We start from the raw sequence: 12,997 nt of genomic DNA, 5'->3' as shown, positions 1-12,997 counted from the left end.
ACTGAGCTTATCCGCCGTAAGAGCTCCGGAAGGCGGTGCATAATACGGATTTCTCCACCTGCCATAGTTCGGCAAGCTCAGGTCCGACCTCTTCGTCCCACCAATCGCACAGCAGCTTCCGGTTGCTGCTGTTCTCCGTGATCCAGATCAGATTCCCGGCTACCTTGCGGCAGTACAACTCCTCCCCCTTCCGCACCAAATCGGGGGGGATATATGTTTTGAGACGTTTGCAGGTGCGGTACAGCTCCTTGCTGCAGGCCCGGCGTATCCCGCGTGCCGTTGGCAGAGCGGATGGTCCTTGTGTGTGCTTCGGCAAATGGTTGGCAGGCAATGGTCATCCTCCTTTCAAGACAATTCATGATATGCTGGCAGGTCCGGGGCGGCTACCCCGGCAATATGCCCGCATAAACGGGTCAGGAGGCTGGTGGCAGTCCGTTCTGCCGCTGTGATAGAATAAACCGTGGACGAGAATATAAAGGGAGCGGAGGAACAATGGGTATCATTTCAAATATCATTTCTCAATTGTTCGAGTGGATTCAACATCTTGGTTACATAGGAATTGCGCTGGGTTTAATGGTGGAGGTCATTCCCAGTGAGATCGTGCTCGCTTACGGAGGGTTTCTGGTTTACAGTCAGCAGGTTGAATTTTGGCCAGCCGTATTCTTCGGAACCGTGGGCGGCGTGTTGGCGCAGTTATTCATCTATTGGATTGGCAGATACGGCGGTCGACCTGTGCTTGAGAAATACGGGAAGTACATATTGATTAACAAAAAGCATATCGATCATGCGGAAGCCTGGTTTAACAAATACGGCACAGGCGTGATTTTCACGGCCCGCTTCATTCCGGTAGTCAGACATGCCATCTCCATCCCCGCAGGAATATCGCGTATGAATGTTTGGCGTTTTATCATTTTAACTACTTTGGCTGTTATTCCATGGAGTGTATTGTTTATTTATTTAGGAATGCTTCTCGGCAACCAATGGGAGCATATCGATGAAAAGGCCGCCCCTTACGTAACTCCTATCCTGTTGGCTGCAGTTGTTCTGTTGGCTGCATATTTTCTAATCAAATGGATCATCTCCAAAAACAAGAAAGGAAGTGTGTAATATGGCCCGCAGCAATGTTTCCCAATATTTCGGCAAAGGGCTCACGCCCGAGCAATTCATGGACAGCATGGAAAAGAACAAGGAGGCATTCCGTTCCTGGTATGACCGGTTTGCGTGGAAGGATGAGAGCGACCGCGAGTATTTTGCAAGTCTGAACCACCGCGATGATCTGCGCGTCCTGATTCTCGCTGCCGATTGGTGCGGGGATGTGGTGCGTTGTGTGCCCGTGGTGTTCCGTGCCATGGAGAGTGCAGGAATACCGACAGAGGTGCTCATTCTGGAAAATCATGATGCGCTGATGAACGATTTCCTGACCATGGGCAGCCGTTCCATCCCTATCGTTATTTTTGCGGATACCGGTGGGCATGTGCTTGGCCATTGGGGACCTCGCCCTGCGCATGTTCAAGAGGTTATGGTTCAGTTCAAAAAAGAAAATCCCGACCGCGAAGCACCAGACTACCAGGATAAGCTGGACGCTGCCCGCGCGGAGATTCGTGCCAGATACGGGGAAGGAACCGGGATTCACGGCGTCATTGTGAAAGAGCTGCGCGAGCTCATCTCGGGGCTGTAAGCTATGGCCTTAACTATTCGCTCATTTAATCTCGGTGCCCTGCAGACGAATGCTTATCTCGTGCAGGACAAAGATACGGGCCGCGGCTTTATTATCGATCCGGGGATGAATCCTGGCTCCCTGGTCAGAGCCATCGAAGGTTTGACCATTGAAGCGATTTTGCTTACGCATGCGCATTTCGATCATATGGCAGGAGTCGAAGAGGTACGCCGGGCCGCAGGCTGTCCGGTGTATCTGCATCCGCTTGAGCAGGAATGGATGACTTCTCCCAAGCTGAACGGCTCTCTCATGTGGCCGCAAATCTCGCAGCCGGTGACGGCGGCCCCGGCCGAGTATGATCTTAGTGAAGGTCAGGTTCTGGAATTGATCGGTCATCAGTTTAAGGTGTACCATACCCCCGGGCATTCCCCGGGCAGCGTGAGCTTTCACTGTGGCAAGGATCTGTTCGGCGGCGATGTGCTGTTCCGGATGGGCGTAGGACGAACTGACCTGCCCGGCGGCAGGGAAAGGGATCTGATTGATTCGGTGCATCGATTGTACCGGCTGGATGATGAGGTGACGGTGTATCCGGGACATGGTCCCAAAACAACGATTGGTTACGAAAAAGCAAACAATCCGTATATCCGCTGACACGGAAAACGCAAATATTCGTCAAAAGCCGCCGTTTTTTTCAAAAACCTTCTGGACAAGAGCGATGCCGTTTGCTAATATAACCTTTAGAAGTTATATAACCATCCGCGAAGCACGCAGACTGAGGAATTAATCCCGGTTTGCGTTCTTTTTTTTGTCTTTTTTTGCTGTCTTTTTAGGGGGGAGAGCTATTGGAACAGCAGGTCCGGCTTACTGCGGAACAAATAAGAAATGCAATATGTCCGCATTCGCAGACGATCACCGGAGGGGAAAGCACGGAGCAAAGCAATAAAGAGATTCCGGCGGGCTGGAGGCATCTTAAACAGCATGGAGACTGGAGCAATCAGTATTGGCATCGCCGGCTGACGGAGCACCGGTTTAGACGTTAATATAAGGAAGGACGTGGAGACCTTTCCAATGGCTGATCCATAGAATAAGGTATCCAGCGTGCTCATTTCCCGCAAATTCACTTGGAATCAATTGAATTTGCTCATAGACATTTTGATCGTTTTTTAGTAGACTAAACAGATAACTAAGACAGCCAGGAGGTAGACGATGTATCGTTTAGGGGAGAAGATAATGATCGTCACGGATGCCTTTGAGCAGAATCTCCCTGTGGGGGAACACGGTTATATTATTGCCTATGACCGGAATCCGGATAACGCCTTTGATTATGTTATCCGTGTGCCGAAGATCAACCGGAATTTCTTTGTTCCAGCCGGAGATGTAGAACCTGAGACACAAATGCTGAAGAGGGAAGCTGAAAGGGTCGAACGCGAAGCACTGATCGATTACGCCCTTGCTACTCATAATGAGCAATTGTTCCGTAGTGTCATGAACGGTGGAATAGAGAATAAGGAAGAAGAAACCGCAGCGGAATCATTATCACCATCGGATTTTATCAAGCAGGTTAATTTGCGCGCATGGATTTGATTTAACCACCGGCTTAGGCCGGTTCTGAGGCTGTCGGGCCAGATCCGGCGGCCCTTTTAATTTTTACGGGAAAGACAGCCGAAGATGGACAAGAACTTTTCCCCCGCGACATTGAATTGTAAAACGTTCTAACCTATAATAAAAACGTTATTTTAAAAGCACGGAGGACAGCGCTTTACATACACAAAGGAGGCAAACACCGCATGGACATTTCTTTGGAAAACGTACGCCACGTGGCCAAGCTGTCGCGATTGAACCTGACCTCTGCGGAAGAGGAGCTCATGACCGAGCAATTAAATGCCATTCTGCATTATGCGGAGAAGCTGAATGAGCTTGAGACGGACGAAGTGGAGCCGACGACTCATGTACTGCATGTAAGCAATGTCATGCGGGAAGACGAGGCGCGTCCAAGCCTGACACTGGAGCAGGTGATGCGCAACGCTCCCGAGGAGGAAGACGGACAGTTTAAGGTTCCTGCGATACTGGAATAGTTCGAAGGTGAAAGGAGGATGTTTGAGTTGAGTTTGTTTGATAACACGCTGCCGGAATTACATAACAGGCTGAATAGCAAGGATGTTTCCGTCACGGACCTGGTTGACGAGGCTGTGAAGAATATTGGAGCCCGTGAGGAGAAAGTGAAGGCTTATCTTACGATAGATGAGGAAGGGGCCCGGGCGGCTGCCCGCCGTTTGGACGACCGTCTCGCTTCAGAAGGGGAGCGCGGATTACTGTTTGGCCTTCCGGTCGGTATTAAGGACAATATCGTCACAGAAGGGTTGCGCACAACCTGTGCCAGCCAGTTTTTGAGCAATTTTAATCCCGTGTATGATGCCACCGTAGTGAAGAAGCTTAATGCTGCGGACGCCGTAACTCTGGGCAAAATGAATATGGACGAGTTTGCCATGGGCGGCTCCAACGAGAACTCCAGCTTTTACCCGACTCGTAATCCATGGGATCTGGACCGGGTTCCTGGCGGGTCCAGCGGAGGCTCTGCCGCAGCGGTTGCCGCAGGCGAAGCTTATTTTACGCTGGGCTCGGATACAGGGGGTTCTATCCGGCAGCCAGCCTCTTACTGCGGTGTAGTCGGTCTTAAGCCTACTTACGGGCTTGTGTCACGGTTTGGCCTGGTTGCCTTTGCATCCTCGCTGGACCAAATCGGGCCGATTACGAAAAATGTCGAGGATTCGGCGTATGTGCTTCAAGCTATCGCAGGATACGACGGGATGGATTCCACGTCCGCCAAGGTCGATGTGCCGGATTATCTTTCTAACCTCACAGGTAATGTGAAAGGGCTGCGTATCGCAGTGCCGAAGGAATATCTTGGCGAAGGTGTAGATCCGCAGGTGAAAGAGAGAGTGCTTGAAGCGTTGAAGACGCTTGAAGGCATGGGAGCAGTGTGGGAAGAAGTGTCGCTGCCTCATACGGAGTATGCCGTCGCAACCTATTATCTGTTGGCTTCCTCGGAGGCGTCCTCCAACCTGGCTCGCTTCGACGGAGTTCGTTATGGCGTGCGGGCGGACAACCCGGAGAACCTGCTTGATCTGTACCACCAATCCAGAAGCCAAGGCTTCGGGCCGGAAGTGAAACGGAGAATTATGCTCGGCACCTATGCGCTCAGTTCCGGATATTATGACGCGTATTATTTGAAAGCACAGAAGGTGCGCACGCTGATCAAACGTGATTTTGATCAGGTGTTTGAGAAGTACGATGTCATTGTCGGACCGACTGCGCCAACTACGGCCTTTAAGCTGGGCACGCAGGTTGATAATCCGTTGACCATGTACCTGAACGATATTTTGACCATTCCGGTGAGCCTGGCCGGCGTTCCTGCGATCAGTGTTCCTTGCGGTTTGGCGGAAGGGATGCCTGTCGGCCTGCAAATTATCGGCAAACCTTTTGACGAGGCGCAGGTGCTGCGGGTGGCGCATGCATTTGAACAGAATACGGAGTTTCACAAGCAGCGGCCGCAGCTGTAATCCGGAGAGAAGGAGGTTATCCCGATATGTCTACAACATCCAAGTATGAAACCGTCATCGGACTGGAGGTCCATGTGGAGCTCCATACTCAATCGAAAATTTTCTGCGGATGCTCGACGGAGTTCGGAGCACCGCCGAATTCGCATACCTGTCCGATCTGCCTCGGTCATCCGGGTGTGCTGCCCGTGCTGAACCGGCAGGCTGTGGAATACGCGATGAAAGCGGCCATGGCCTTGAACTGCACGGTTGGCGACGTGAGCAAATTCGACCGTAAAAACTATTTCTACCCGGACTCGCCCAAAGCCTACCAAATTTCACAGTATGATCAGCCGATTGGCGAGAACGGCTGGATTGATATTGAAGTGAACGGCACAACCAAACGAATTGGCATCACCCGTCTGCATCTGGAGGAGGATGCGGGCAAGCTGACGCATGTTGACGGCGGATTCGCATCGCTCGTTGATTTTAACCGTGTCGGCACACCGCTGGTTGAAATTGTGTCGGAGCCGGAAATTTCGTCGCCGGAAGAGGCGCGTGCCTATCTGGAGAAGCTGCGCTCCATTATGCAATACTGCGAAGTGTCTGATGTGAAAATGGAAGAAGGCTCCTTGCGCTGTGATGCCAACATCAGCCTTCGTCCGTTCGGCCAAGAAAAGCTCGGCACACGGGCGGAGCTTAAGAACATGAACTCCTTCCGCGGCGTTCAGCGTGGGCTGGAGTATGAGCAGTTCCGGCAGGAGCAGATCCTTGAAGAGGGCGGCTCCGTCGTCCAGGAGACCCGGCGCTGGGACGAGACGCAGGGCAAGACGATTGCCATGCGTGGCAAGGAAGAATCACATGATTACCGTTACTTCCCGGATCCTGACCTTGTTACACTTCACATCGATGTGGATTGGAAGGAGCGGATCCGTGTCTCTATCCCCGAGCTCCCGGATCAGCGCAAAGCCCGCTATACTTCGGAATACGGGCTCCCTGAGTATGATGCGGCCGTTATCACCTCCTCCAAAGCGCTGGCGGACCTGTTTGAGAACAGTCTGCAGTATACGAAGGATGCCAAAGCGGTCTCCAACTGGATTATGGGGGACCTGCTTGGCTATCTGAACAGCATGAATGCAGAACTGTCTGATGTAAAGCTGAGCGGACAGGGGCTTGGTGAGATGATTGGACTGCTGGATAAAGGGACGATCAGCAGCAAGATTGCCAAAACGGTCTTCAAGGAAATGCTGGAGACCGGCAAGCTTCCGCAGCAGATTGTGGAAGAGAAGGGTCTGGTTCAGATCAGTGACGAGGGTGCCATTATGGCGATTGTAGAGCAAGTAGTTGCCAACAATCCGCAGTCTGTAGAGGATTATAAGGCAGGCAAACAAAAAGCGATCGGCTTCCTGGTAGGACAGGTCATGAAAGAAAGCAAGGGGAAAGCGAATCCCGGGCTTGTAAACAAACTGCTTGCTGAAGTGCTGGGACACTCATGATTCGAGCTTTATCCCTGCAGGACGATGATACGCTTGAGCAGCTGTGGCAGCTCCAGCATGTGGCATACCGTCTGGAAGCGGAGAAAATCGGATTCGACAAAATACCGCCGTTGATGGACACGATGGACACCCTTCGCGCCTGTGGCGAACAATTTTACGGAGCCGTCAGTGAGGATGGAGAGATTATTGGTGCCATCGCAACGGAGACGGAGCAGCCTGGCTCGCTCACGATCTCCAGAATGATGGTTCATCCCGCACATTTCCGGAAAGGAATTGCCGGGTCGCTGATTGAGCATGTGCTGGAGCTGCACCGGAACATTCCATTGTTTATTGTCTCCACAGGCACTTTGAATACGCCTGCGGTTTCCCTGTATCAGAAATATGGGTTCCGGCCTGTAGCTGTGCAGCAAATTGCCCCGGGTGTAGAATTAAAAACGTTCCATCTGAATAATTAGCTGATATAACCTTTGGATCCCGCAGAAGCGGGATCTTTTTTGGCTTGTCCCAGATTTTTGCCAGTTACTCACAGAACGGAATAGGGTACTATTTTAAAGTAACGGACAGTAAAAATTCGTAGAAACGGCTTCCTGATATCACAAACAAGAAGCCCAGGAGGTTGCTATGAATCCCGAGATTTCACGGAATCATACACAGCGGACGAGGCAGCTGCGGCCGCGCTTGCGGAAGCTTGCCGCTGTCGTACTGGCTGCCTTGCTTCCAGGGGCGGGTCATCTCTTTATGGGGCAGTTTATCAGGGGCGTAACTTTTATTCTGCTGCTGCTTGTGGATATTTCAGCCATGCTGTACGTATCCTCAGCAGTGATGCGGATCAATGTGCCGCTGCTTGTTCTATTGGGTATGTTCATTCCTGTTCTTTATTTTTATAACGTCTATGATGCGCTTCAGTCGGCAGATTATATTATTCTTCATAAACGCAAGCCCCGGCGGGTCACGATTCACAGTCAGTCCGGGCAGGAACGAAGCCGCTACGAGGTGTGGGAAACGGGAATTTTGTTTTTCTTGCTGCTGGTGGCGGGTGGAGCCTTGATGATTCTTTTCCGTATCAGACCCCGCTGGCTGGATTATTTTTTTGCAGACTACGGATTTTATCTGTTGGCCTTTTTGCTGGTTATCATTGGAGTTCTCATGTTTGTCCGTGAGCTCGGGGTATCCCTCCGGTGGGGCAGATCCTCACGGAAAGGAGGGACATAACGCTATGCAGCGTAAAATCAGAGTAGGGCGGTATACCGCCTCCCTTCTTCTTCTATCCGTGGGGGTTTTGTTATTTACAGACCTGGTGCAGGGCACTGACTATATGATGGAATTGCTGACATGGTGGCCTTTGCTCTTCGTTGGCCTGGGGCTGGAATATTTTCTTTTTTGCTGGCGAACTGTACGCAGATCAGATGCTTTTAAAAAACGGAAACGCCTTTTCAGACTCGATCTAAAAGGCTTGCTGCTGTCGGTGCTCTTGTGTGCTTCCGTTTTTATAGTAACTCAGCAGGAGCATTACATGTATTTATGGAATAGGGTCAGCCTTAATCTGACTGCCGCGTCCATGGATTTCAGCGAGGAGAAAGACAACCGCATGGATAAAGGCAGTGTGCTTGTGCCAGTCGGAATGCAAACGTCGGAGCTGCTGGTCGAGGGGGTCAACGGGGATATTATTGTACGCAAAGCAGCGGTTCAAGATGTGGAGGTTCACACCACGATGTGGATTGATCAAGTGACTGCAGAGGAAGCCAGGGTGATTGCTGAAGCCTCTTCGCTGCAAGCCACAAATGGCAATGCGATTCGGATCCGGACGTCGGCGCAAGGGTACGGGGCATCCAGCAAAAGGCAGCCGCTGATGAATATGGAGATCGTACTGCCGGAGGACCGTCGTTTCGATATGGACATTCGGACATCTAACGGAGACATAACGTTAACCGGAGTAAATGCGATCCATTCCATATCCTTGCAAAGCGGCAACGGCAGCCTTGCGGTCAACGATGTGATAGGCGATATACGGGGAACGACGTTAAACGGGACGGTTAATGTCCATGGGGTTACGGGCAATATGGAAATGAGTACCAACCGTGGCAATATGTTTGCGGGAGATATTTCGGGCTCAACCACGCTGAATACGCTCGTCGGTGACATCCAGGCTGCCAGAACGGAAGGGGATATTAAGGCTGATACCAAAAATGGCAATATCGGCATCAACGGCGCCTCATGGAATGTGGATGCCAGCTCATTGAATGGGGGTATCGCGGTACAATCCAACAGGATTGGTGGCAACTGGAATATATATAGCGCAGTAGGAGATATTACACTTCGTTTGCCTGTTATTGGAAGCTTCCGGCTGGAGGGCTCAAGCAGCTACGGCGATATTTTTGCTGATGTTCCCTTTGAGGTGGAAGGGAAGAAGGTGTCTGGACAGGTCGGCGATGGACAGTATAGCTTGTTGGTGGAAGGCAACAGCGACCTTACAGTGCGTTCCTCTGAGATGTCACAGCCTGAGTTCGCACCTTCTCTTGAAACGCCGGAGGAAGCAGGAACGCCGCGTTGACAAAAATCTTGGGTTCACTTTACAATGTCTTTAATACCTAGGATCAGGAACAAATTAAGGCGGTGGGCATGATGGCAACACGTGTCGAGCATGCGTTGCGACAATTGAAAAATACCGGTGTACGCATAACGCCCCAGCGCCATGCGATATTGAATTATTTAATGGAATCCATGGGGCACCCCACGGCTGACGAAATCTATCGCGCGTTGGAGCCTCAGTTTCCAAGCATGAGCGTTGCAACAGTATATAACAATCTGAAGGTCTTCCTTGAAGCGGGTATGGTGCATGAATTGACGTATGGAGACAACTCCAGCCGTTATGATGCCAATATATCGGACCATTATCATATTGTGTGTGAGAAATGCGGCAAGATTGAGGATTTCAGCTACCCTTCCCTGCTGGATGTAGAGAAGTTCGCGGCTGAGGAAACGGGCTTTGAAGTCCACGGACACAGGCTGGAACTGCATGGACTATGCAAATCTTGCAGGTAGACACCAGCTTCCCTTAAAATGAAACGTGTGGAAATTCATGTTTGAATTGAATTTTCGTACGTTTTTTTATTTTCACTGCTATATGCGACACTGTGATCAGATGGGGGATTATTTTTGTCCAGAATGAAGCGGAAAGATAGGCATAGACAGCGGCAGGGGCGTAAAGGAATTGTCAGTTTACTGTTGATTGCAGCGGGTGCCTGCACAGCAGCGGTATTATGGTGGGGGAATCCACTGCACGAAAAACCGGATTGGCAGGACAAGCCTATTTTTATTCAAGGAAAAATAACAGAGTATACAGCGGAAGGCACAGGGGAAAATCTGATGCTGCCGCTTTCGTTTATAGAAGAATTTATTGATGATTCCGTGCGTTACGAAGAAACAACAGAATCGGTAATTATGGCTACTCGCCAGCAGGTTCTTTATCTGTCCGAGGAGCAGGAAAAAGGGGAACTCAACGGGGAGGCATATAAATCCGCCAGGGCAGTTGCCGAAATCAACAATGAGATATACGTGCCGTATGATTCGGTTGAGGAGATTTACGGCACTGAAATGCAGGAGGATACCACGACCGGGGCGGTCATGCTTATGACGGCGGGGGAAAGTGTTAACCTTGGCAAAGTGCAGGTGGAGGGACGCAGTTCCAGTGTTGTACTGCGGACAAAGCCTTCCAACTATGCTCCTATAGTAGAGGACATGACCCAAGGGACGGCATTACAGTTATGGAAGCGGGAGAACGGCTGGTACTACGCCCAATTGGATAATGGTTATACAGGGTATGTACAGTCGGATCATGTCACCCTGGATGGAACGCGAAAGGTGAAGGCGGGGAAAGAGAGCTTGTCTGTTTCGGAGAAGAAGTGGAAAGGCAAAGCTGTAAATCTGGCTTGGGAAGCGGTATATTCGCGAAATCCTGACACTTCCAGTATTGGTTCGCTCCCGGGAGTCAATGTGGTGAGTCCGACCTGGTTCAGCATCACAAGCGAAGAGGGAGAGATCGAAGATAATGCCGATCCGCAATATGTGTTGTGGGCGCATCATCGCGGTATGGAGGTGTGGGGGCTGCTCAGCAACGGCTTTGATCCGGATCTCACCTCCGGCGCTTTATCCACGTATGAACGGCGTATGGGGATCATCCAGAAGACCATCGCTTTAGCCAAGCAGTATGACCTTGATGGCATTAATATCGATTTTGAAAATGTCTATACCAAGGATGGGACCAATGTGACCCAATTCATAAGAGAGCTGAAGCCGCTGGCACGGGCCAATGATCTGATTTTGTCGATTGATGTAACCCCCAAATCCGATAGCGAGCTATGGTCGGTATTCCTGGACCGTGCTTCTTTGGGGAAAATCACGGATTATATGATGGTAATGGCGTATGATGAACATTGGGCATCCAGCCCAGAAGCTGGATCGGTGGCTTCCCTTCCATGGACTGAGACCTCGGTTAGACGGATTATTGACGAGGATGGCGTTCCGCCTGAAAAATTGGTGCTGGGTATTCCACTATATACACGAGTATGGTCTGAGGAGGAAAAGAACGGGGAGACTAAAGTCAGCTCCAAAGCCATCGGAATGGAGAGCGCGGCCGAAATTTTGAAGGAACATAAGCTTAAGCCTCAATTTTTGGAGAAAGAACAACAGAACTATGTTGAATATGAAGAGGACGGTGTGCCCAAAAAAATCTGGCTGGAAGATAAGAGCTCATTGAAGGCCAGAGTGAAGCTTGCACAATCCCTTCAATTGGGGGGCGTCGGTGTTTGGAATCGCAATTTTGCAAGTAATGATGCCTGGGATGTGCTGAAAACGTTCAATGCAAAGTAAAAATCTTATAGGAATGCATGTTCCATTTTGAAATTAAGTCTGCTTGGTTAAGAAGGAATTGGGGTGCATGTGTAGAATATTATATAAAACTTTTATATAGCGGTGTGTCCGCTTCATTGTTATGGAGGGTGACGTGCAGTTAACTAGTTTAGATTTGCTGTCCGTTGATTTGTTAGAGAAGGATGCCATCGGTGCCATAGCATATCGAAAGTCAGGGAATCACTTTGTAGGGTCTATAATTCATGATTTTGAAGCATTTATATTGATTGTTTGTGAGTCTGACACACCGGAGAAACCGCTTAAGCACGTAAAAATTGGAGAACTGCGGTGCCAGATCCTTTGCGCTTCTTTATCGTGTATCTGGCATTGGCTGATTGACGGAGAACAGCATGATCTGGTGCATTACTTGCTGGAAGGTGATATTATTTGGGAAGCCGGCAACAAGATACAACTCCTGCGTCAGGAAATCAGGGAATTTGATGGTCAAATGCGTGAACAGAAGCTTTTTCATGAGTTTGCTCGTTTTCTTAAAGATTATGTGAATGCCAAAAAGTATCTTAAGGAAGGCTCTGTGCTTGATGCTTATCATAGTGTTCTTAAGGCTCTTCAGCACTGGGCAAGTATTGAGGTCATCGAACGCGGCATCATGCCATCTCAAAATGTGCTGAATCAGGTCCGTTCAATGGACAAATCGGTCTATAAGCTGTATGAAGAGCTGATTATCAGTACCGAGACAGTAGAACAGCGGATTGAGCTTGTTTTGCTGGCCTGCGAATTTTCGGTCATGTCCAAGATGGCGGATTGCTCCGCTCTGCTGTTTAAAATACTCCGGAGCCGCAGCGAACCATGGTCAATCCATGAACTGCTTAATCATCCGGAACTGAAGCATGTTCAGTTCGAGCTTCCTTTGGTTCTGCGCAAGCTGGTTTACCGTTCTTATATTAAAGAAACCACGGTGCGGAGAGCGTTTTCCAATGAATATGCAAGAGAGCTGTGTTATACAGCCAATTAGTTAATTAAATGAGAAGAGGGCTGTTAATATGGAACGGCTCTCTTTTTTTATAAGAGGTAGTTCAAAAAGTCATCTTTTGATCACGAAGTAAATACCTTCTCGGTGCTGAAAACCTGACTTTTTGAACATGCACTATAAGGGATTGCGAGTTAAAGGATTGAGCTGTATAAAAGGTTGACTGTTCGGCAAAGTACATGTTAAATTAAAATTCGCCTTTGCGTTATTATGGATTAAAAATAACAACAACTTACACGTATGAAAAAAAAGAAAAAAAGTTGTTGACGTAATACGAAAGGGTATGATATATTATAAAAGTCGCCGCTGAGATGCGGTGATGATGAAAAGCAAGTGTTTGATCTTTGAAAACTGAACAACGAGTGAGTAGGTTTTACATCGTAAAACCGATCCGCAAAGCCATTTGGTTCGT

16 protein-coding genes are annotated in these 12,997 nt (G+C 49.6%); 15 read left to right on the top strand and 1 reads right to left on the bottom strand.

Features of this window, described 5'->3' with window-relative positions; translation table 11 throughout:
• Positions 1-7 precede the first annotated feature (7 nt).
• Entirely contained in the window at positions 8-331 is a 324-nt protein-coding gene (locus ACE5LO_RS21560) for a dehydrogenase (RefSeq protein ID WP_375522042.1), read from the bottom strand.
• On the opposite strand from ACE5LO_RS21560, the gene ACE5LO_RS21555 reads away from it, so the two are divergent.
• From ACE5LO_RS21555 to ACE5LO_RS21485, 15 genes are all read left to right on the top strand, one after another.
• Positions 219-449 carry a hypothetical protein gene (locus ACE5LO_RS21555; protein ID WP_375522095.1) on the top strand — a complete coding sequence of 77 codons (231 nt, stop codon included), beginning with the start codon at positions 219-221 and terminating at the stop codon, positions 447-449. The two genes, ACE5LO_RS21560 and ACE5LO_RS21555, sit on opposite strands and share 113 nt — an antisense overlap.
• Before the next feature lie 43 nt (positions 450-492).
• Positions 493-1,107, top strand: coding sequence for an undecaprenyl phosphate transporter UptA (gene uptA, locus ACE5LO_RS21550; protein ID WP_375522041.1), 615 nt, complete (start codon positions 493-495; stop codon positions 1,105-1,107).
• A gap of 1 nt (position 1,108) precedes the next feature.
• Positions 1,109-1,678, top strand: a complete 570-nt coding sequence (locus ACE5LO_RS21545; protein ID WP_375522040.1) for a thioredoxin family protein — start codon at positions 1,109-1,111, stop codon at positions 1,676-1,678.
• Between the two features lie 3 nt (positions 1,679-1,681).
• On the top strand, positions 1,682-2,308 hold the full coding sequence (locus ACE5LO_RS21540) for an MBL fold metallo-hydrolase (RefSeq protein WP_375522039.1): 627 nt from the start codon (positions 1,682-1,684) through the stop codon (positions 2,306-2,308).
• A gap of 191 nt (positions 2,309-2,499) precedes the next feature.
• Positions 2,500-2,697, top strand: a complete 198-nt coding sequence (locus tag ACE5LO_RS21535) for a hypothetical protein (protein ID WP_375522038.1) — start codon at positions 2,500-2,502, stop codon at positions 2,695-2,697.
• A 166-nt stretch (positions 2,698-2,863) separates the two neighbouring features.
• Positions 2,864-3,241: an ATPase gene (locus tag ACE5LO_RS21530; RefSeq protein ID WP_375522037.1), complete on the top strand. Its 378-nt coding sequence runs from the start codon at positions 2,864-2,866 to the stop codon at positions 3,239-3,241.
• A gap of 203 nt (positions 3,242-3,444) precedes the next feature.
• Positions 3,445-3,732 (top strand): Asp-tRNA(Asn)/Glu-tRNA(Gln) amidotransferase subunit GatC, encoded by a 288-nt coding sequence (gatC, locus tag ACE5LO_RS21525; RefSeq protein ID WP_375522036.1) that lies wholly within the window; start codon positions 3,445-3,447, stop codon positions 3,730-3,732.
• Positions 3,733-3,759: 27 nt separating this feature from the next.
• A complete protein-coding gene (gatA, locus tag ACE5LO_RS21520; RefSeq protein WP_375522035.1) occupies positions 3,760-5,217 on the top strand; it encodes an Asp-tRNA(Asn)/Glu-tRNA(Gln) amidotransferase subunit GatA in 1,458 nt (485 codons plus the stop codon).
• Positions 5,218-5,243: 26 nt separating this feature from the next.
• Positions 5,244-6,689, top strand: a complete 1,446-nt coding sequence (gene gatB / locus ACE5LO_RS21515) for an Asp-tRNA(Asn)/Glu-tRNA(Gln) amidotransferase subunit GatB (protein ID WP_375522034.1) — start codon at positions 5,244-5,246, stop codon at positions 6,687-6,689.
• Positions 6,686-7,144: a GNAT family N-acetyltransferase gene (locus ACE5LO_RS21510; protein ID WP_375522033.1), complete on the top strand. Its 459-nt coding sequence runs from the start codon at positions 6,686-6,688 to the stop codon at positions 7,142-7,144. The genes gatB and ACE5LO_RS21510 overlap by 4 nt, the downstream gene beginning before the upstream one ends.
• A 166-nt stretch (positions 7,145-7,310) precedes the next feature.
• Positions 7,311-7,901, top strand: coding sequence for a hypothetical protein (locus ACE5LO_RS21505; RefSeq protein WP_375522032.1), 591 nt, complete (start codon positions 7,311-7,313; stop codon positions 7,899-7,901).
• 4 nt (positions 7,902-7,905) lie between these two features.
• Positions 7,906-9,240, top strand: a complete 1,335-nt coding sequence (locus ACE5LO_RS21500) for a DUF4097 family beta strand repeat-containing protein (protein ID WP_375522031.1) — start codon at positions 7,906-7,908, stop codon at positions 9,238-9,240.
• A gap of 71 nt (positions 9,241-9,311) precedes the next feature.
• Positions 9,312-9,731 (top strand): peroxide-responsive transcriptional repressor PerR, encoded by a 420-nt coding sequence (gene perR, locus ACE5LO_RS21495; RefSeq protein WP_375522092.1) that lies wholly within the window; start codon positions 9,312-9,314, stop codon positions 9,729-9,731.
• A gap of 123 nt (positions 9,732-9,854) precedes the next feature.
• Positions 9,855-11,558 (top strand): glycosyl hydrolase family 18 protein, encoded by a 1,704-nt coding sequence (locus ACE5LO_RS21490; RefSeq protein WP_375522091.1) that lies wholly within the window; start codon positions 9,855-9,857, stop codon positions 11,556-11,558.
• 133 nt (positions 11,559-11,691) lie between these two features.
• Positions 11,692-12,570 (top strand): nucleotidyltransferase-like protein, encoded by an 879-nt coding sequence (locus ACE5LO_RS21485; protein ID WP_375522030.1) that lies wholly within the window; start codon positions 11,692-11,694, stop codon positions 12,568-12,570.
• Positions 12,571-12,997: the final 427 nt, after the last annotated feature.

Source organism: Paenibacillus medicaginis, from assembly GCF_042138635.1.
In the GTDB taxonomy this organism is placed as follows: Bacteria; Bacillota; Bacilli; order Paenibacillales; family Paenibacillaceae; genus Paenibacillus; species Paenibacillus medicaginis.
The sequence above is the reverse complement of the archived record's forward strand: the minus strand, read 5'-3'. Positions and strand labels throughout refer to the sequence as shown.

What these genes read in the sequence shown, in the direction of transcription:
- ACE5LO_RS21530 (WP_375522037.1), top strand. Translation starts at nt 2,864, where the DNA reads ATGTATCGTTTAGGGGAGAAGATAATGATCGTCACGGATGCCTTTGAG.
- ACE5LO_RS21545 (WP_375522040.1), top strand. Translation starts at nt 1,109, where the DNA reads ATGGCCCGCAGCAATGTTTCCCAATATTTCGGCAAAGGGCTCACGCCC.
- uptA (WP_375522041.1), top strand. Translation starts at nt 493, where the DNA reads ATGGGTATCATTTCAAATATCATTTCTCAATTGTTCGAGTGGATTCAA.
- ACE5LO_RS21490 (WP_375522091.1), top strand. Translation starts at nt 9,855, where the DNA reads ATGAAGCGGAAAGATAGGCATAGACAGCGGCAGGGGCGTAAAGGAATT.
- ACE5LO_RS21500 (WP_375522031.1), top strand. Translation starts at nt 7,906, where the DNA reads ATGCAGCGTAAAATCAGAGTAGGGCGGTATACCGCCTCCCTTCTTCTT.
- gatC (WP_375522036.1), top strand. Translation starts at nt 3,445, where the DNA reads ATGGACATTTCTTTGGAAAACGTACGCCACGTGGCCAAGCTGTCGCGA.
- perR (WP_375522092.1), top strand. Translation starts at nt 9,312, where the DNA reads ATGGCAACACGTGTCGAGCATGCGTTGCGACAATTGAAAAATACCGGT.
- ACE5LO_RS21510 (WP_375522033.1), top strand. Translation starts at nt 6,686, where the DNA reads ATGATTCGAGCTTTATCCCTGCAGGACGATGATACGCTTGAGCAGCTG.
- gatB (WP_375522034.1), top strand. Translation starts at nt 5,244, where the DNA reads ATGTCTACAACATCCAAGTATGAAACCGTCATCGGACTGGAGGTCCAT.
- ACE5LO_RS21505 (WP_375522032.1), top strand. Translation starts at nt 7,311, where the DNA reads ATGAATCCCGAGATTTCACGGAATCATACACAGCGGACGAGGCAGCTG.
- ACE5LO_RS21540 (WP_375522039.1), top strand. Translation starts at nt 1,682, where the DNA reads ATGGCCTTAACTATTCGCTCATTTAATCTCGGTGCCCTGCAGACGAAT.